General features: G+C 69.1%; 16 protein-coding genes and 7 pseudogenes. 11 read left to right on the top strand and 12 right to left on the bottom strand.

The features are described 5' to 3' along the window. Positions 1-404: 404 nt before the first annotated feature. Positions 405-1,013 (bottom strand): hypothetical protein, encoded by a 609-nt coding sequence (locus CG719_RS05890; RefSeq protein ID WP_100567412.1) that lies wholly within the window; start codon positions 1,011-1,013, stop codon positions 405-407. A gap of 172 nt (positions 1,014-1,185) precedes the next feature. Between CG719_RS05890 and CG719_RS35320 the strand changes: the two genes are divergently transcribed. The 3 genes and pseudogenes from CG719_RS35320 to CG719_RS36235 form a co-directional block, all read left to right on the top strand. Beyond that, complete coding sequence (locus CG719_RS35320) at positions 1,186-1,467, top strand: hypothetical protein (RefSeq protein ID WP_159024827.1); 282 nt, start codon at positions 1,186-1,188, stop codon at positions 1,465-1,467. 69 nt (positions 1,468-1,536) lie between these two features. Continuing rightward, positions 1,537-2,292, top strand: a pseudogene (locus CG719_RS05880) (ISAs1 family transposase); the annotation flags it as partial. A gap of 473 nt (positions 2,293-2,765) precedes the next feature. Further along, a pseudogene (locus tag CG719_RS36235) lies at positions 2,766-2,982 on the top strand (NAD-dependent dehydratase); the annotation flags it as partial. Positions 2,983-3,005: 23 nt separating this feature from the next. Here CG719_RS36235 and CG719_RS37505 read toward each other — a convergent pair. Beyond that, positions 3,006-3,138, bottom strand: a pseudogene (locus tag CG719_RS37505) (IS982 family transposase); the annotation flags it as partial. Positions 3,139-3,481: 343 nt separating this feature from the next. Next, a complete protein-coding gene (locus CG719_RS05865) occupies positions 3,482-4,147 on the bottom strand; it encodes a TetR family transcriptional regulator (protein ID WP_234375449.1) in 666 nt (221 codons plus the stop codon). A gap of 93 nt (positions 4,148-4,240) precedes the next feature. On the opposite strand from CG719_RS05865, the gene CG719_RS05860 reads away from it, so the two are divergent. Both CG719_RS05860 and CG719_RS37320 read left to right on the top strand, forming a co-directional pair. Then, positions 4,241-5,230, top strand: a complete 990-nt coding sequence (locus CG719_RS05860; protein WP_100567409.1) for a quinone oxidoreductase family protein — start codon at positions 4,241-4,243, stop codon at positions 5,228-5,230. An 18-nt stretch (positions 5,231-5,248) separates the two neighbouring features. Then, positions 5,249-5,428 (top strand): annotated as a pseudogene (locus tag CG719_RS37320) (IS630 family transposase); the annotation flags it as partial. A gap of 243 nt (positions 5,429-5,671) precedes the next feature. Here the strand turns inward: CG719_RS37320 and CG719_RS37070 are convergent. The 5 genes from CG719_RS37070 to CG719_RS05830 form a co-directional block, all read right to left on the bottom strand. Then, a complete protein-coding gene (locus tag CG719_RS37070) occupies positions 5,672-5,806 on the bottom strand; it encodes a hypothetical protein (RefSeq protein WP_267895324.1) in 135 nt (44 codons plus the stop codon). A gap of 185 nt (positions 5,807-5,991) precedes the next feature. After that, positions 5,992-6,969 (bottom strand): hypothetical protein, encoded by a 978-nt coding sequence (locus CG719_RS35310; RefSeq protein WP_159024825.1) that lies wholly within the window; start codon positions 6,967-6,969, stop codon positions 5,992-5,994. Positions 6,970-8,381: 1,412 nt separating this feature from the next. Further along, complete coding sequence (locus CG719_RS05840; protein WP_234375448.1) at positions 8,382-8,831, bottom strand: hypothetical protein; 450 nt, start codon at positions 8,829-8,831, stop codon at positions 8,382-8,384. A 264-nt stretch (positions 8,832-9,095) separates the two neighbouring features. Beyond that, the gene (locus CG719_RS05835) at positions 9,096-9,692 is read right to left on the bottom strand and encodes a hypothetical protein (RefSeq protein WP_100567405.1); all 597 of its coding nucleotides are present in this window, start codon (positions 9,690-9,692) and stop codon (positions 9,096-9,098) included. Further along, positions 9,685-10,239 carry a SigE family RNA polymerase sigma factor gene (locus tag CG719_RS05830; RefSeq protein WP_100567404.1) on the bottom strand — a complete coding sequence of 185 codons (555 nt, stop codon included), beginning with the start codon at positions 10,237-10,239 and terminating at the stop codon, positions 9,685-9,687. The genes CG719_RS05835 and CG719_RS05830 overlap by 8 nt, the downstream gene beginning before the upstream one ends. A gap of 201 nt (positions 10,240-10,440) precedes the next feature. On the opposite strand from CG719_RS05830, the gene CG719_RS36230 reads away from it, so the two are divergent. Beyond that, positions 10,441-10,734 (top strand): hypothetical protein, encoded by a 294-nt coding sequence (locus CG719_RS36230; RefSeq protein ID WP_100567403.1) that lies wholly within the window; start codon positions 10,441-10,443, stop codon positions 10,732-10,734. A 297-nt stretch (positions 10,735-11,031) separates the two neighbouring features. Here CG719_RS36230 and CG719_RS35745 read toward each other — a convergent pair whose 3' ends face one another. Next, positions 11,032-11,316, bottom strand: coding sequence for a hypothetical protein (locus tag CG719_RS35745; protein WP_199836550.1), 285 nt, complete (start codon positions 11,314-11,316; stop codon positions 11,032-11,034). On the opposite strand from CG719_RS35745, the pseudogene CG719_RS05815 reads away from it, so the two are divergent. Next, positions 11,306-11,552, top strand: a pseudogene (locus CG719_RS05815) (hypothetical protein); the annotation flags it as partial. The gene CG719_RS35745 and the pseudogene CG719_RS05815 sit on opposite strands and share 11 nt — an antisense overlap. Beyond that, a pseudogene (locus CG719_RS36225) lies at positions 11,519-11,656 on the top strand (IS481 family transposase); the annotation flags it as partial. The pseudogenes CG719_RS05815 and CG719_RS36225, both read left to right, overlap by 34 nt. A gap of 27 nt (positions 11,657-11,683) precedes the next feature. Here CG719_RS36225 and CG719_RS05810 read toward each other — a convergent pair. Next, the gene (locus CG719_RS05810) at positions 11,684-11,974 is read right to left on the bottom strand and encodes a hypothetical protein (protein WP_234375447.1); all 291 of its coding nucleotides are present in this window, start codon (positions 11,972-11,974) and stop codon (positions 11,684-11,686) included. 260 nt (positions 11,975-12,234) lie between these two features. Between CG719_RS05810 and CG719_RS36220 the strand changes: the two genes are divergently transcribed. The 3 genes and pseudogenes from CG719_RS36220 to CG719_RS05795 all read left to right on the top strand — a co-directional run bounded on the left by CG719_RS36220 (position 12,235) and on the right by CG719_RS05795 (position 14,953). Next, positions 12,235-12,678, top strand: a complete 444-nt coding sequence (locus CG719_RS36220) for a hypothetical protein (RefSeq protein WP_234375446.1) — start codon at positions 12,235-12,237, stop codon at positions 12,676-12,678. After that, a pseudogene (locus tag CG719_RS05805) lies at positions 12,621-13,307 on the top strand (ADP-ribosylglycohydrolase family protein); the annotation flags it as partial. The gene CG719_RS36220 and the pseudogene CG719_RS05805, both read left to right, overlap by 58 nt. Before the next feature lie 404 nt (positions 13,308-13,711). Then, positions 13,712-14,953: a L,D-transpeptidase gene (locus tag CG719_RS05795; protein ID WP_100567604.1), complete on the top strand. Its 1,242-nt coding sequence runs from the start codon at positions 13,712-13,714 to the stop codon at positions 14,951-14,953. Positions 14,954-14,985: 32 nt separating this feature from the next. On the opposite strand, the gene CG719_RS05790 is transcribed toward CG719_RS05795, so the two are convergent. After that, on the bottom strand, positions 14,986-16,407 hold the full coding sequence (locus CG719_RS05790; protein ID WP_100567399.1) for a DEAD/DEAH box helicase: 1,422 nt from the start codon (positions 16,405-16,407) through the stop codon (positions 14,986-14,988). 218 nt (positions 16,408-16,625) lie between these two features. After that, entirely contained in the window at positions 16,626-17,384 is a 759-nt protein-coding gene (locus CG719_RS05785) for a class I SAM-dependent methyltransferase (RefSeq protein WP_234375445.1), read from the bottom strand. Positions 17,385-17,459 lie beyond the last annotated feature (75 nt).

Here is a 17,459-nt window from a genome sequence, read left to right as displayed (position 1 = left end):
ATGATCCGGCTACGAGGAGTGCGGCACGCGCTGGCCGTCGTCCTCGACCTGACCGCGTGCGCGGTGGCGGACCGACAGCCCACCCCGCGCTATGGCGACCTGACGCAACCTCGCGGTCGGCACCCTGCGACTGAACGGCGCGAAGAACATCGCCTCCGGCCATCACCGCAATGCGCGTGACGCCCGCCGACCCCTCACGCTCCTCGGCCTCGCCTGAGCACGAAGTGGACGTCACTCGACTACGCCGAAGCCCTGAGGGCTGTCTCGCGAGGCCATCGAGTTGAACGGCGTTCGGCGTTCGTGAGTTGTTTTCCGACGCCTTCCTGGGCCGCTAAGGGGTCGACCGGGTCCGGCGCATGCGTTCTCGGCGTTCCCTCAGGGCGAGACCGAGAGGTAACGCCGCCTCAGATGGTCGGGGTGTTGTCAACAATCGGCCTGTGAACCTCAACGACCGGCTTCCACCCCGCGGAGAACTCGATGAAGTCCGCACGGGTGGGGTAGGTGTCGATCGCGCGACGGTCACGCTTGGGGCTGTCGCCCCCCTTGCGCCCCCGGGGAATCTGCTCCTCGAAGATGTCGACCTTCACGTCGGGAACCTCCTTGAGGCCCTGGCGCCAGATCTGCACGATGTCGGCGCCGAACGCCTGCCGAGCCGCAGCGTAAAGGGCCGTGAGGGCCCCCTTGTCTCCACCAGGGACGAAAAGTGCCAGGTCCAGCACGACACCGGCGGACTGGAGGACCTCGATGGTCACCGAGCCGTTCTCGTCGGCCAAGTAGATTCCGGCTTCATTCTCGTCGTCGGGAAGGCAGGAGACCTCTTCCTGGAATACGGTTCTCGCCGTAATCGAGCCGCCCTCGAAATCCTCACCGGACTTGGTCAGAAAAGCAGGGACATAGCAGTCGGGAAGCTTGAGTTCTGCCGTGTCGGCGGAAACGAAGAGCCTGTCCTTCACGCCGAGCTTCGTCACCTCTTCCAGCGAGAGGCGGCGAGCGGCGATCTTCTCCGTGTTCACGATTTCCCTTTCAGGTTGCACTGTCCCTCGGAACAAAGACGCTACCACGAAACCCTGAGGTCAACTGCCCAGTAATCTTTGGGTAAATGGCCCCTGATGACCTGCACGGGAGGATACCGAAGCGAGTGCCACTCGGTCGGGAACACGCATCCGCCAGGCAGTGTCCCTCGTCATGGCGTTGGGGATCAACTGGCGGTTGCATTTCGGTGCGTTGGGTAGCACGGAGGAACCAAAAGAGAGTTTACGGCAGATATCACCCATATCGCCTTCGGGGAGCTGGCGGCGAGGTAAGGCGATCCATTCGTCGTGCATCTCGAAGAGCGCAGCGGAAATCAACCGGATGGTCCGACAACGCAACAACGGAGACCCCACCGGCAGCATCTGGATGGAGCGCGAACCGGAAGTCGCGTACTACCGCACCCTCTTCGTTCAGGACTTCGGCGTAGTCGGCTGACGCCCGGTTGCTGACGTCTCGTCATGTTGGGCGGGGCTCGGTACACAGCAGGCAGGGACGTCCGCGATCATGGAGTTCTCTACGCTCTGTGACCTTGGACTGCCCGTGCCTGCCGACGCATCATCTCTGATCTCCCCTGCCTTTGATCAGCTCAGACCGCATCCGGAAGTGTCCGGGAGCGATCTTCCGGATCTGCTGGAACGCCTCGCACAGGTCCCGGACCCGCGGGATCCGCGGGGAGTACGGCACCCTCTCGTGACGCTCCTGGCAATCGACGCGGACGCCCTGGACCGGGCGGTCGGAGCCTGGCTCGCGGACCGGCAGACCAGGGGACAAGGGCTGCGAGGGCTCGCGGTCGACGGGAAGTCGCTGCGGGGTGCGGCCCGCGCGAAGGGACGGAAGATCCACCTCCTGGCCGCCTGCGACCACGTGAACGCACTGGTCCTGGCCCAGATGGACGTCGGTGAGAAGACCAAAGAGATCACCCGCTTCCGGCCTCTGCTCGACACCCTCGCGGATCTGGCCGGCACAGTCGTCACCAGCGACGCGATGCACACCCAGCATGACCACGCCGTCCACCTGCTCGACCGGCAGGCCCACTGCATCGTGATCGCCAAGCGCAACACGAAGAAGCTCCGTCGGCAGCTCAAGTCCCTTCCCTGGACGCAGACCCCACTGCAGGACAGGACCCGTGCGACCGGTCACGGCCGCCAGGAGATCCGCCGGCTGAAGGTGTGCACGGTCAACAACCCGCTCTTCCCCGGCGCCCGCCAGGCCGTCCAGATCGTCCGCCGCCGCGTCCACCGCAAGACCGGGAAGATCAGCCTCAAGACCGTCTACGCGGTCACCAGCCTCACCGCCGAGCAGGCCGGCCCGGTTCAGCTCGCCCGACTGAATCCGAGGGCACTGGACCGTCGAAGCCCTGCACCACGTCAGGGACGTCACCTTCGCCGAGGACGCCTCCCAGCTGCGGACCGGAAACACCCCCAGAGCGATGGCCACCTGCAGAAACCTCGCGATCGGAGCTCTCCGCCCGACCGGCGCCCGCGACATCGCCTCCGGCCTCCGACGGGCAGCCCGAGACCAAACCCGGCCCCTTGCCCTTCTCGGCCTCACATGATCAAAACGGACGACAGCAAACTACGCCGAAGCCCTGGGGCGGAGGGGGACTCAGGGCTTCGGTGTAGTCAGATGCGTCTGTTCCGCGTTGGTTTCCCGTGTGCGGGGACGGCCTCCTGCCCGGTCTCGTGGGCGAGGACGCCACGCGACACCCCGTACGCCGGTGTCGCCTCCTTCTCACCGGCAGCGGCGAACCGCACACCGTCGGCGCGATGGCACGGGCGCCGGCCGCCGCGTACGGCGGCCCCGAGCCGGTCGTCACCGGCGAGTACCGGCTCGGGGACGTACGGCACATCACCGCGGACTCGTCGCGGCTGCGGGCCGGGCTGGAAGCCGGAGGTCGGTTTCGAGGAAGGCATGACGGAGTTCGCGCGGGCCGGGATGCGCGGGGCATAGGCGCGAGCGTCGGTCTGCCAGCGGTCGTGGGCGATGAGCGACCGTGGGACCGGTGTGCCGGTCCAATGGGTTGTGCCTGATCGCTGCGACCACCGCGAAGATGCGCTGAGCGACCCGGATCGCGACACCGTCGAGGATCCGCCCACCCTGCTGTTTTGTCATGTTTCCCGGGACGTTTACTTTATCTCGCTCGTTCTGGTCAGGTCGGAGGTCAGGGCGCTGACCGGCCACGAGTGCGCGGGCCACGCCGTGACGTGAGACGAGCCAGTCTCCGCAGCCGTTGGCGAGCGCGGCGTGGGTCAGCGGGCGGTGGCGGGGACAGGTCAAGTTCAGGTGAAGGGGGACGAGTTCCGTTCCCCGTGAAGCTCGCCGGGTTCGTCATGAGCGCACAGGTTTCCCGTGACAGTGCACCCGACGTCCCGTCAGCCGTCCGCCAGAGTCGACGGAGGCCGCGACTCCCTCAACGTATCGGAACCGGCAGCAGGTCCGGCTGTCACACTCAGCCGGTCTCGGAGACGGGCAGCGTCTCGATGAGTCCTGCGGCCATCGCGCGCAGCAGCAGTGTGAGATGGGCCGGGAAATCGAGCGCGAGATGCCCCCATGCGGGAACCTGCTCATACAGCTCGGCGAGGACCGGCGTGGGATGGGCGGCCTGCCAGAGCCCGCCGGCCAGCGGGAGCGTCGCGCCGACCAGCGCCTGCAACTGGCCGTGCGACATCACGCTCGCGCGGTCCAGCGCCTCGACGATCCGGTCGTGCGCCGCGAACGCCTGAGTCTTGTAGCGGCGGGCGCGCTCGATGTCCACGTCACCCTCCAGGCTCATCGTGGCGTGGGTGAGGAGGTCGCAGAACACGGGCAGTGATGCGATCGTCTCGGCCAGCAGGCTCGACACATCGGACGGACCGAGGCCGGTCTGTGCCGAGAGTCGCGAGCTGATCGTGTCGCACCAGCGGGTCCAGCCGCGCTCCGCGAGTTCCAGCAGCAGCTCTTCCTTGCTCGCGTAGTAGCGCCGCACGCCGGTGCGGTGAAGGCCGGCGCGCTCGGTCACCCCCGCGACGGTCACGAACCGCACTCCACCGAGTTCGAGCGCGAGCTCCTCCGCGGCGTCGAGCAGGTCCTTGGAACGCTGCGCCTTGTCCTCCGTCGATCTCGCCCTCTCCCGCACCCCACAACGGTAACGCATGGCGTGTTGCGTTACGCGTGCTACCGTCGGAACATAACGCATCACGAGGTGCGCTAAGTCTGTGAGAGGAACGCCATGAAGGCTGTGCAAGCCATCCGGTACGGAGATCCGAGCGTTCTCGAAGTGGTGGAGCTGCCCGATCCCACGCCAGGCCCGGGCGAGATCGCCATCGACGTCACCCACGCCGCCGTCGGCCTGATCGATCTGTTCTTCCGCGAGGGCCGCTTCAAGGACCAGCCGGGGATGCCGCAGCCGCCCTTCGTCCCCGGTCTCGAAGTCACCGGAACGGTGCGCGCTCTCGGCGAGGGGGTCACCGGATTCACGGTCGGTGAGAGAGTCGTCTCGATGTCCAACGGCGGCACCGGCGGTTACGCCTCCGTCTTCATCGGACGTGCGGCTCTCGCCGTGTCCCTTGAGGGCTACGACATCGATCCCGCTCTCGCGGTATCGGTCGTGCCGAATGCCGCGATGGCCCACGTCGCGCTGACGCGCGTGGCCCAACTGGCCGAGGGCGAGAGCGTCCTGATCCATGGGGCGCTCGGCGGCTTCTCCGCGGCGTTTCCCGGCATGGCCAAGCAGTTGGGGGCCGGTCGGGTGGTCGGCACGGTCCGCGCAAGCAAGCTCCAGGCCGCCGCGGCCACGAAGCTCCCGTATGACGAGATCATCGACTCGGCCGAGCTGGCAGCGGTCGGCGAGGAACTCTTCGACGTCGTCATCGACCCCGTCGGCGGAGAGCTGCGCGACAGAAGACTCGATGTGATGCGCTCCGGCGGCCGGCTCATCGCCTCCGGCAACGCGAGTGGGGACTGGGGCCACTCGGTCGAGACCAGCCGGCTCTGGTTCAAAAGCGTCGCGGTCATGGGCTTCAACGCCGGCGCCTACCTGCCCACGCACCCGGACACCGTGAAGCCCGCACTCGAAGCGGCCGTCCAAGTCGTCGCCGCCGGACTCGGCCGGACCGAGGTCGACGTGCTCCCGTTCAGTCAGGCGGTCACCGCCCACGAGCGGATGACAAGCCGTTCCCTCAACGGACGCATCGCCTTGACACCAGCCGAGCCGACCTAATTGGTAGGCATTGAGCGCCGTCACAAGGACCCCGACCGCGAGCCCCGCCCCCGCCGACGGGCGACCTACACTCGCCCGCACGGGCTCCGGCACCTGTTCGCCGCCTACGACCTGGGCAAAGACAAGCTCTACGGCCACATCAAGCCGAGGAAGAACCGGACGAGCTTCCTGGAGTTCTGTCGTGATCTGGGCCCTCTACGGTGGTCCCGGTCCTCTACTTCTTCTTCCGCAGGCCCTGCTGCGACCCCTCGCGCCCAAACCCGCCGAGGCAGAGCCCGCCGCCTGATCCCAAGCACACCCGACGCCAGGGCCCGCACATGTCGTGTGCGGGCCCTGGCGTCGGACGGGTCGTACTCGTTGCCTGGTACCGGGTGCCGTTCCTTCCGACCACGGTGTCCCGTCTGCTCTTCTTCAGTCCGCTTCCAGCCGCATGACGACATCTCAGGTGACGATCGGTGCGGATCCCCGCTCGGCCAGGATGTCCAGCAGGTCGGGGCGGATCACGACGGCGCAGCCGGTCGTCCGCGGCCACGGCAGGCGGTAGGCGCTCCGCTCGTACTCGGTGCGCCAGCACATGAGCCGCAGGGCCGGACCGCGGTCGTCCTCCAGTGTCAGCAGGGCTCCGGGTGTCAGGCGCAGCGCGGCAGGCAGCCACGTGGCGGGTGTCAGTGCGAAGCCGGGCAGACCCCAGGCCTTGGTCGGCGTCTGCGGCGGCGGTCATGGCGCGGTCGAGGCCGAGGAGCGGGATCCCCGGCGGGGCATCAGCGGCGGGGTGCTGCCCCGGCGGTCGGGTCCACTCCTCGATGTCTCCGTCCGAGAAGGGGGTGGCGCCGCTGTCCTGGTTCCCGTAATCCGTCACTTCCGGGCCTGAGAAGCTCACGACGGTCAGGCCGGTCGTCCGGGTGTGCGGTGACAGGAACTTGCGTTCCTCCGCGGAAGCGAGGATGTGCCAGCCCGGGAGGGTCTTGTCCGGTGAGGGCGGCGGCTTGCGTCAGTGGCCGTGTGGAGATGGTCTCGGCGGTTGTTCCGATCAGCGGAGTGTCCTGGCTGGCCGGGTCGTCCGGGCCGGGTGGCAGAGGAAGGTCGGGGCGTGGCCGGCGTGCCTCTTCGAAGGCCAGCGGAATGCGGGGGCCGTCTGTCAGTACGGTGGCCAGCTGGTCCTCCCAAGCTGCCGGATCGCTCAGGCCCAGGCCCTGCGAGAGCCTGTGCGCGCGGCTACCCGACGCCACCGTTTGAATCGCCTCTTCGATGGTCTCCTCGATGGCGAGGTAGGCGTCCGGCAGCTCGCCCTCGTCGGCGCTGAGGTTGGCGCGGGACTGGGCCTTGTTCCTCTCGATGGTGTGTTCAGTGTCAACCTCGCGGCGAACCCTGGCGAGGACCGCTCGGATCAGCCCGGGCTGCAGTTGCTCGGCTTCATTCAGCCGCGCGCCAGCCACCTCTGCCCCCATCCCCGTCACGACGGGGTCTCTCGGGCTGTCTCCCTGCGCGGCGGAGGTCCACAGGCGGCCCGCCGGGGTCAGCCCGGCCGGGTGCGACGCTCCCATCGACACGCTGGCCGCATCGGTGAGCAGCCGGCGGGCGAGGGCGCGGACGGTGAGCAGCGGTCCTCGGGCCAGTGCCTCGAGCACGTCCTGGCAGTGGTCCACGACAGGTTGGGCTTGCGGCCCCTGTTTCTGGAGGAGGCACAGCAGCCACATCAGGGACGCCGGATCGGAGAGTTGCTCCAGTGCGAGGGCCATGGCAGGTGCCGTGGCTTCGGGGCGCAGTGTGGCCAGAGATCGCGTCGCAACCATCGCTCGGCGTTCGCCTTCCCGGTCCGCGTGTGCGACTGCGGCCAGTGCCGCGGTCGCGAAGGCGTGGTCGAGATCGCCGGGTACGGGGGTTCCGTTGTCGTTGTCGGGGGCGCGGTAGGGGTGCTGGGGTCCTCGCTGTCGTGGACGCGTGGTGCTCTGCTCTCGATGACCGTTGCGGCTTCGTCCCAGAGGGCGAAGGCCAGGCCGAGGGAGTCGTTCGGGGGCAGGCCGAAGGCTTGCTGGGCGAAGGCGAAGATCAGTGCCTGGGCGATGCCGTGGGTCCCGTACCGGCCGGCGCTCACCGCTGCTTCGGCCTCTTCGGTGATGACGCGGTGGGTGAGGGTGCGATCGAGTTGCGCAGCCGTACGAAGGGCGTCGAGGGCTGTCTCGCCTCCGAAGTTCAGCCATCCGCCTTGTCCACGGGTGCGTACCCAGGTCGGCCTCGTCGGTCTGTCCTCGGGTGGCGAGGTTGAGCAGGCCGTCGCCGACGAGGTCTCTCATCTGTTCGAGGGTGTGTTGTGGTGCGCCGGCCTCGTACGGGCTCAGGTGCCATGCGCGGAGTACTCGGATCAGGCCGACCGGTTCGGAGGGCGCGGGCGACGGGTCGGCAGGTGAGGTCGGGGCCGTGGCCGACTGCGCGGGGATGGGTGCGCTGCGGCGGGGCTGGGACTCGTCGGTGACCGATGGTTCGGGCAGGCGCGTGAGCTGCGGGGCGCCGACGCGTTCGGCGACGGCGTTGAGTTCCGCGACAAGCTGCGCGTCGGCCAGCCTGGTCCCGTCGCTGGAGGAGTCGCGGTTCGCTTGCCGCTCGTCGGCCCTGCTCAGTGCGATGCGCAGCAGTTGTGGAACGCCGTCGGGCGTGGAGGGGCCGATTGTCCGGGCGAGCCGGTCCAGAAGTGCGGCGTCGGCTTGGAGGAGCGGGGTGTCCAAGGTGATGCGGAGCACGGTTGCCACGACCGGATCGGCGGTGCCGTTCCACGCGCGCCAGAGGTCTTCTCGGGCGCGCGTGGAGGATGGTGTTCGGGCCGTTGCAGTCGCTGAGCAAGCCGGTGGCTGCGAGATCGGCAAGGGCCGCGGGGTCTGCCCCGGCCAGGACGTTCCACCACCGCGGGCGGGCAGCGTTGGTCTCCTTGCCCTCGGTGTGAAGGACAAGGCGTTCGCACAATGGCTGGATTCGCGCCACCCGCGCCCGCCCCCGGGCCGGGTCCGCGGTGACCAGGGCGGGCAGCGGATCCAGGAGTTCATGGACGGTGATGTCCTTGCGCCAGCCGTAGGCCACCAGCTGTGACCGCGTGGCCGGCCCCGCCAGCCGCCGCACATGCCCCCGGGCAGCGGCTCGGCCAGGCGCCCCGCCTCACTCAGGAGGTGTACAGCGACTGCAATCTGGTCACCTGGCCCTTCCCGTCGAAGCTGAGGTCGTACCCCAGCCCCGAGCGGGAGGAGCTCGGCTCGGCCATCAGCCGGTTGACGAACTCGGTCTGGGAGTAGGGGTAGGGGGCGGAGTTGTCGCCCAGCGGGACCGATAGCAGCACCCGGGCGTCCGTGGCCATGAGCACCGTGGTGTAGGGCCCTTCACCGGGGATGATCAGCCACGCCTCGTGCGGGTCTGTGACGGCCACCTTCCGGGCCGTCCGCACTGACAGGTAGGTCCGTCCGCCGCTGATCCAGCCCTCGCGTATCTGCATGAACTGCTTGGTACCGGCCCAGCGTGTCGTGCCGGCCGGGGCGGTGTCGTCGCCGGGCGCGGTTGTCGCGGTGGGTGGGGTCGTCGCAGTAGCCGGGACCTTCGTGGTGAGCGGGGTCGGCACGGCGGCGTGTCCGGACGCCGACGCTGAAGCCGTCACCGATGTTGCCGGGGCAGGAACCTCCGCCTGCCCTTCGCCTGCCTTGCCGGTGCACGCGGTCAGGGCAAGAGCGGTCAAGGCGAGAGCGGTCAGGGGAAGGGCGCCGGTTCGGCGGCGAGAAGTGAGCATGGCAAGGTCCCATCGGATCAGATGCAGTCGGGATACATGAGCTCTACGCCCTGGCCCGGCTCTGGGTTGCACCTCGATGCCGCGAATGCGGCGACGGCCTCACTCGGCGGGCCGGTCGGCCTCCCGCAAGGACTCCACCCGGCCCTCGCTGTTGTAGTCGATCGCGAACACCCACCGCGGCCCGGCAGCCAGTCGGCTCACCAACTGGTCCAACTGCATATCCGCAGGGGACCCGCCGGAGAGCCGCCGTGCTTCCACCAGCGTCCACCGCGGCAGGGTCAGCGTGTGCACCACACCCGTGGGCACCGCGGTCCCCCTGACGGTACGGAGCTGCTCGACGGTGACCCGCACCATGTCGCCCTGCGCCACCGCGCCGTACACGTAGCCCAGTTCACTGGCGTACTCCTCGCCGTGTGCGGGCGACGGCGGCACGAAGCCTGAAACGGTCGGCGCCGGGGCGATCGCGGCCGGCTCCGGCACCCGGGCGGCTCGGAACAGCGACAGACCGCCCACCACCACAGCGGCGGCCAGCAGCGCGCCGCCGAACGCCACAGCCGCCCGTCGGCGGCGCATACGCTGCTCACCACGGGCCCGCACCCGGTGCGCGGCAAGCGGCATCACCTGCTGCCGGCCCGACTCGGCGAGCCCGGCCAGGTTTCGCTCCAGACACCGCTCCAGTTCCGTCCTGTCAGCCATGCCTCACCTCCGGCAGCCGGGTCGTCCGCAGCTCTAGGTCCGTATCGGCCAGCAGACGTGCCAGCGCCGCCCGTCCGCGGCTCAGGTGCGCCTTGACCGTGCCGACGGGGCAACCGGTCTCGGCAGCCACCTGCTCCACCGGCAGATCACACAGATGATGCAGCACCACGGCCCGCCGCTGCGCCTCGGGGATCCGCCGCAGTGCCTGGACCAGCAGCACGTGGTGTGGTTCCGGCGGCGGTACGGCGGCGGGCGGACCCTGCCGCCGGGCGAAGGCCAGCGCGGTGCGCGCCCGCCGCCACCGGCTGACCGCCAGCCGCCAGGCCACCGTGCGCACCCACGCTTCGGGGGCACCGTTCAGGTCCAACTCGGCCCAGCGTTCCCAGGCCCGGGCGAAGGCCTCCTGCACCACGTCCTGAGACTCAGCCAGGTCACCTGTCATCGCGTACAACTGGCCGACGAGCCGACCGACGCTCGCGGTGTAGAAGGCGTCAAAATCACGCTCGTCCACACCGCGCCCCGGCACATTCTGTGGTGGTGGTCGCATACCCCTTCTCACGCTGAACGGTGGCTGCGCGGCTCCAATGGAGTTTCCCCGTGATCCTGGACGACGGCCAGACAGACAACTCGATGCACGACCCTGCCTGATCCACCCCAGCCGGTACAGCCATCCAGCATCGCCAGTTCCCTCAATCGCGCGACTGGTGAGCTCGCGTAACCAACTGGCGCCGGATGCCTCCTCGCCGCCCTGGGCGCGACGACCGCGCTGGTTGTCTGGGCATCGCGGGCCGCGTTCAGTATCGACGGAGGCTTCGAGGGCCATGCCCGTGATCTGAGTGTGCTCTTCGTCGATCTGCCGCTCATCGTGCTCGGCGGCGCTCTGGTCCCACTCTTCGCTTGGGCGCTGACCACGCGATGGGTGCACCGTCCCTGGGCTGCGGTGCTCTCAGCTGTGGCCGCACTCACGCTCGGGATATGGGGGCTCACCGAGTGGTGGACCCCTCGCCAGCATCCGGACCCTGGTTACGGACCCGGGATCTGACTCGGGCGCCGTCCGGCGGGGTGAGTGTGGGCATGGCACAGACACTGGCAGGGTGAGGCCGAGTCCCTTGTCCATCTCTCTCGGTCACGGTGTTGTGGTCACCGGGGGGGGTATCGGCTCCATGTCCCGCCAGTCTCCTTGAGAAGCCGGGTGGTGGTGTTGTCGTGATAGGCAAAGAGCATCCGCGACGACGGGCGCAGGCAACTTGAGGAGTTGCTGCCGGAGGGCGGCGCCGCGGTGGGTGCGGCCGGGACCCGTCTCGCTCAGGAGCGCGGACAGGTGGTCCGGGCGGAACGGCTACCCCGTCCGACGGCTGGGGAAGAGCCGACCGGATGCCGGGTTGGTGGCATTGTTCATGTTGTCGCGGTTCGCGATGTGCTCCAGCAGCAGGGCGGAGACAGACTCGGGAACAGGCGAGGCCGGTTCCCCGAGCCGTAGCAGCGCGGTGTCGCCGCCGCGGATCACATCGTCCAGGCCCAGGGCCATGCGGTAGGCGAGGAAACGGAAGTTGTACTGCTGGCAGCCGATCCGCATGCCCCGTTCGGAAGGCTTGGCCGCCGAGTTGTTGTCGGTGCCGAACAACGGGCGGACCTCAGGTGAACCACTCGTCCGTGTGCGGAGGTTGACCGACCGGGAGGGGTCAGCGGCTGCAGCACATCGTGCGCCCGGGGCAGACCAGTTGGGTTCGGTGCCAGCGCGCGATGATGCTGCTGGCCTCGGGCGGCGGGAACCGGGTGCCGGTGGTCGCCACCCAGTTGGTGCAGGCCGACGAGGACACCGTCCGGGACGTGATCCACCGGTTCAACGAGATCGTACTCGTCCGGTCGCGCATGTAGCCGAAGAGATGGGGATTTCCCGGGCAACGGCGTCGAAGTGGGTCAACCGGCACCAGCCGTACACCGACTCGTCGACACCGGTCTCGCACCATGGCTCGCCACGAACGCCGGGCTCAGGAAGCGTTATCGACCTCGGCGACGTTGTCGCCCCTGGCCGCTTCGTCCCGTCCCATGCCAAGGAAGCGCCGGATGGTTTCGACCGGCATGTCGAGTCCCTCGGACGCGGACTCTTCGTCGCCGAAGACCTGCACTGCCTCAGTAACCGCCACGGCCAGTTCGACCTCTGCCTTGCGGACCTTGGCCTCGGCCTTGTCCACGGTGTCGACCACCGCCAGCTGACGGCGCTGCCTCTCCTGAAGTCTCTGCTTACGGGAAGGGTTTTTGTCAAGGTTCTGCACAGTCATGACCAAGATCATAAACAGTCGGGGGCACGTCCATGAAATCGGCAACTCACCTGCGTCAGCGGGGCGTTCGCGGCGCGCCGGCTCAGCCCAGGCGCCCCGTGAAGCTGTCCCTCAGCAGAGGTGCGGTGTCGGGGCATTGTCGCGCTGCCGGCGGATGCCTGTCGATGAGGCTTCAAAGCGTGCTGGTGGGGTGGTTTCGGTCCCTGTTCAGGCCGGTGTGGGCAGGGCGCGATCAGGCGTCTCGCCAGTACGCCGCTCGCGTGGGTCAGTGGCATCGCCTGGTCGTCGAACACGGCGTGATCGACGACAACGATGAGCTCCTGATCAACGTCGTCGAGCACGGCTGCCGGTCCCACTGGTGCGGTCACTGGACGCGTGTAGGCCTTGCCGAGCAGTGGGACCTGGCCGGGGTGCTCGGCCGGCGCCGCGGGCGGCCTGAGTTCGCCGCCATGTCGCTGGACGGCGAGAGCGTGCTGGGCGCGACCAGCGACGAGTACGAGGTCTGGCTGATCGCCGTCGACCGCTGCCACGCGTGGGTCGAGTCCTGGGCCCAGGACCGCGCCCAGGAAACCCTGCAGGAGCGCGAGTCCGGGTGGCATGCCGTACTGCGTTGGAAGACCGCGCCACAGCTCCTCCGGTCGGGGAACTCGCCCGTTCCTTCGCCGAACGGCACGACTTCGACCGCGGCTACGGTCCCGCGATGAACCGCCTGCTGCGCCTGGTCCGCCAGGGCGGCAACTGGCGCGAACTCGCGGCCGGACTGTTCGACGGGCAGGGCTCCTGGGGCAACGGGGCGGCGATGCGCGTCGCCCCGCTCGGCGCCCGCTTCCCAGGCGACCCGGAACGCGCGGCCCGGCAGGCCGCCATGTCCGCCGAGGTGACCCACACCCACCCCGAGGCCGTCGCCGGGGCCGTCGCGGTCGCCGTCGCCGCCAGCCGCGCCGCGTACCGCCGCACCGAACCCGTGACCGGCACGGACCTGCTCGCCACCGTCTTGGACCTTGTCCCGGCCGGCCGGGTACGCAACGGCATCGTCGAGGCCCGTACGCTCCTGGAGCAGCCTTACGTCGAACTCGCCGCCCATAGCCTCGGCAACGGACGCCAGGTCAGCGCCGTCGACACGGTCCCCTTCACCCTCTGGTGCGCCGCCCGGAACCTGACCGATTACGCGGCTGCCCTGTGGGCCACTGCCTCGGCCGGTGGAGACGTCGACACCACCTGCGCGATCGTCGGCGGCATCGTCGCCTCCCGCGTCGGCACCGAAGGCATCCCCGCCCCCTGGCGCCACCGCACAGAGACCCTGCCCGATTGGCTACAGGGACGCCAGTCCTGAAACACCGCACCGCCACGGTGGCCGACAGCCACCCCTGCCCCTCCTGCGGCCACCTCGTCCGCGACGAACCCCAGGCACTCGGGCTCGAAGTCACGTTCCATGAACACTCAGCAGCCACCCGTCGCGACGGCGACCCCCGTGCCCCACCGGCCGGAGACGGGGGGACGCCGCGCCGTGTCCAGTGCTGTCGCCCCGTTGGGTGGCCGCTCGCCCCAGCCCTCGTACCAGGACCCGTCGTGCTCAACGTCGAGCAGGGCCTCGGCGACGCGCTCGACGACGCGTGGCCTTCGCCACAATTTGCCCATTTCGGGACGGATGAATGCGCATATGTAGTTGTAAAGCTAGTTGCACTCCTCGGACAACCAGCTCCAGGGATTCGAAGAACAGTGACATGGGAGAAGCGCTTGATCACCGCACGTAAACGACGCACCGGACAGGTCGCCACGGCCGGCGTACTCGGCGGCGTGCTCGCACTCACGGCCCTCGGCGGTACCAGTAACGCTGCCACCAGCGGCAACGCCGCCGGGGATCACCCGAAATCGCAGACGCGGGAGGATCAGGCGGTCGCCCAGGATGCTTCCGAAGCCCGAGTGAAGATCACGCCTGCACAGGGTGCCCACCGCGTCGGGATCAGCGACCCCGTCAAGGTCACCGTCAGCGATGGCAAGCTCACCAAGGTCACCATGACCTCCGTCGCGACCGGCGCCGAGATCCCGGGCACCCTGTCCGCGGACGGCACGTCCTGGACGCCGAACGGCAGGCTGGAGCGGGCCACCAAGTATCAGGTCGCCGCAGATGCCGAGGACGCCAAGGGGCGCTCCACCACCGGAAACGCCACGATCACCACGGTCTCCCCGGCCAACGGCTTCATCGGGCATCTCTCTCCCGAGGACGGCTCGACCGTCGGCGTGGGCATGCCGGTGTCAGTCAACTTCGACAAGGCGATCAGCAACAAGGCCGCCGTACAGTCGAAGATCCAGGTCAGCTCCAGCAGCGGCCAGCAAGTCGTCGGTCACTGGTTCAACAACGACCGTCTGGACTTCCGCCCCAGGAACTACTGGAAGCCCGGCTCCACCGTCACCGTCAAGCTCAAACACCACGGCGTCCAGAAGACGATCACATTCAAGATCGGCCGGAGCCAGATCAGCACCGTGGACGCCAGGACGAAGCAGATGACCGTCGTACGGGACGGCAAGACGATCAGGACCATCCCGATCTCGTCCGGCAGCCCCGATCACCCGACGTACAACGGTCAGATGGTCATCTCAGAGAAGTTCAAGCAGATCCGCATGAACGGTGCGACCGTCGGCCTCACGAAGAAGGACGGCAAGCCGGCGTACGACATCGCGGACGTACCGCACGCCATGCGCCTGTCGGCCTCGGGCACCTTCATCCACGGCAACTACTGGGGTGCCGACTCGATCTTCGGCAAGGTCAACACCAGTCACGGCTGCGTGGGCCTCAAGGACGTCAAGGGCGGCAGCGACGGCGAGCAGCCGGCCGCGTGGTTCTTCGACAACTCGATGATCGGTGACGTCGTGATCGTCAAGAACTCCGATGACACGAGCGTGCTGGCCCCGGACAACGGCCTCGGCGACTGGAACATGCCGTGGAGCCAGTGGGTCGCGGGCAGCACGACCAGCTGACGCCACCTCGACCACACCTCGACCTCTCGGTCTCAGCCGCCGCGCCGCACCCGGGCCGCCTTCCGGGCCTCCGCGAGCTTGCGGGCCTCGCTGCTCTTGCGGGACGGCCTGCCGCCGGAACCGCCCGTCGCGTCCTTGGTGCTGCCCAGGCCGCGGAACGGGGCGTTGTGGTTCTTGGGGCCCGGTACGGCCGGCCCGCCGTCGAGAGGCTTTCCGGAGGGGGCCTTGGCGCCGGTGATCCGGCTCAGCTCCGCCTCCCCGGACCGCACTTTGGTGACCTTGGGGGCGACGTCGGCGTCCGCCATGACCTGGCTCGTCTCGCGGCGCTGTCCTGACAGGACGAGTGTCACGACGGTGCCGGAGCGGCCGGCCCGGGCCGTGCGGCCCGCGCGGTGCAGATAGTCCTTCGGGTCGGTGGCCGGGTCGACGTTGACCACGAGGTCGAGGTCGTCGACGTGCAGGCCGCGTGCGGCGACGTTCGTCGCCACCAGCGCGGTGACCTGCCCGTTCTTGAACTGGGCCAGGGTCCGGGTGCGCTGCGGCTGGGACTTCCCGCTGTGCAGGGCGGCGGCGGCCACGCCGTTGGCCCGCAGATGCCTCGTGATCTGGTCGACGCCGTGCTTGGTGTCCAGGAACAGCAGGACGCGGCCGTCCCGGGCGGCGATCTCCGTGGTCACGGCGTACCGGTCCGGGCCGTGCACGATGAGGACGTGGTGCTCGATCGCGGAGACCGCGCTGGACGAAGGGTCCACGGAGTGGACGGCGGGGTTCCGCAGGTAGTGCTGCACCAACTGGTCGACGTCGCGGTCGAGGGTGGCGGAGAACAGCATCCGCTGCCCGTCGGGACGCACCTGGTCCAGGATCTCGGTGACCTGCGGCAGGAACCCCATGTCACACATCTGGTCGGCCTCGTCCAGGATCGCGATACGCACCCGTCCCAGTCGGCAGCCCTTGCGCTCGATGAGGTCGTGCAGCCGGCCGGGCGTGGCGACGACGACCTCGGCGCCGTCCCGCAGCTCGGCGGCCTGCCGTCCGATGGACACTCCGCCCACCACGGTCGCGAGCCGCAGCCGCAGCGCCTCGGCGTACGGGGTGAGCTCCTCACCGACCTGCTGCGCCAGCTCCCTGGTGGGCACCAGTACCAGCGCCAGCGGCTCTTTCGGCTGCGCGCGCCGCCCGGCCGTCCGGGCGAGCATCCCCAGGCCGAAGGCGAGCGTCTTGCCGGATCCTGTGCGGCCCCGGCCCAGGACGTCCCGTCCCGCGAGCGCGTTCGGCAGCGCCGCCGCCTGGATGGGGAAGGGCACAGTCACACCGTGCTCATCGAGCGCCCGCAGAATCTCGGCCGGCAATCCCAGCTGCGCGAAGGACGCCGCCGTGGGCACTGCCGAAGTGGCGCCCTCCGCCTCGGACACATCGTCCTGCTGCCGGACATCGGCACGTGCTGATTCGCTCACAGAGAGCCTTCCTCCGAAGGGACCGTACCGAGGAAGGCGCGGCAGGGACGCGGCCACCAGCCGGAGACACCGAACGGAGCACCGGCACAGCGACACTGCAAACGCGCAACGTTAGCACGTCGAACGCCGCCCGCGTCTCCCGTGGTCGCGCCGCCCGGCCGAGGAACGACAGCCGGACCTGCCTGTGCGGACGGAGTGACGGCCGTCTGCGAGACGCTTCAGCGCTCCTTCACAGCGCGCAGCAGCGTGACGGCGAGCCAGGGTCCTCCGTACCAGTAGCCCGGCCCCAGTGGGCGCAGAGTGCTGCCCCGGCCGAGGTGTGCGGCGTACTTCCGGGCCGCGAACCAGAAGTCGGCGATGAATAGTTGCCCGCCCGGACGCAGCACCCGCATGGCCTCGTCCAGCGCGCGGCGCTGGCCTTCGGACGACGAAATATTGTGGATCGCCAGCGCGCTGGTCACCACGTCGAAGGAGTCGTCCGCGAAGGGAAGCGCGGTCATGTCGGCCGTGTGCACGTCCACCCGGTCCGCCACTCCGGCCGCGGCGGCGTTCGCGAGGGTGGTCTCGGGACGGTTGCCGCTCTGGTCCGTTCCGGACCAGAGGTCCGCGCCGACGGCGCGTCCGTCGGGCAGCCGCCCGGCCGCCGCGATCAGCACCGTGCCACGACCGCAGCCGAGGTCCAGCAGGAGCTCGTCGCCCTTCAGGCCGGCGCGATCCAATTCGCGCTCCCAGATGCCCACCTTGCCGCGCAGCGTGGTGTGCAGATAGACGCCGGTGCCGGCGAGCAGCACCGCACCCGCGGTCGCCGTGGCGGTCCGTCCTCGCCGCCACCGCCCGGAGGCCAGGCAGCAGGCCGTCCCCGCAGCGCCGAGCAACGCGGGGAAGGACGGGGCGTCCACGCCGTACCGGGGGCGCGGAGGCCGGGCCAGTCTGTCGTCTTTCGCGTTCCTGAACATGCTGCTCGCCGTGGTTTTCATGGCCGCAGTGTCACTGGCACGGGCGTCCCACGTCTTGAAGAAATGTTCCCCTTCGCGGTCGTCGACGGCGTCCGG

The organism is Streptomyces sp. CB01373 (assembly GCF_002803075.1).
In the GTDB taxonomy this organism is placed as follows: Bacteria; Actinomycetota; Actinomycetes; order Streptomycetales; family Streptomycetaceae; genus Streptomyces.
The sequence above is the reverse complement of the archived record's forward strand: the minus strand, read 5'-3'. Positions and strand labels throughout refer to the sequence as shown.

Excerpts from the sequence above, each read along its gene's own strand:
- CG719_RS35320 (WP_159024827.1), top strand. The coding sequence starts at position 1,186 with ATGGCGTTGGGGATCAACTGGCGGTTGCATTTCGGTGCGTTGGGTAGC.
- CG719_RS05860 (WP_100567409.1), top strand. The coding sequence starts at position 4,241 with ATGAAGGCTGTGCAAGCCATCCGGTACGGAGATCCGAGCGTTCTCGAA.
- CG719_RS37070 (WP_267895324.1), bottom strand. The coding sequence starts at position 5,806 with ATGTGCTGGCGCACCGAGTACGAGCGGAGCGCCTACCGCCTGCCGTGG.
- CG719_RS35310 (WP_159024825.1), bottom strand. The coding sequence starts at position 6,969 with ATGGCCCTCGCACTGGAGCAACTCTCCGATCCGGCGTCCCTGATGTGG.
- CG719_RS05835 (WP_100567405.1), bottom strand. The coding sequence starts at position 9,692 with ATGGCTGACAGGACGGAACTGGAGCGGTGTCTGGAGCGAAACCTGGCC.
- CG719_RS05830 (WP_100567404.1), bottom strand. The coding sequence starts at position 10,239 with ATGCGACCACCACCACAGAATGTGCCGGGGCGCGGTGTGGACGAGCGT.
- CG719_RS05810 (WP_234375447.1), bottom strand. The coding sequence starts at position 11,974 with ATGACTGTGCAGAACCTTGACAAAAACCCTTCCCGTAAGCAGAGACTT.
- CG719_RS05785 (WP_234375445.1), bottom strand. The coding sequence starts at position 17,384 with ATGAAAACCACGGCGAGCAGCATGTTCAGGAACGCGAAAGACGACAGA.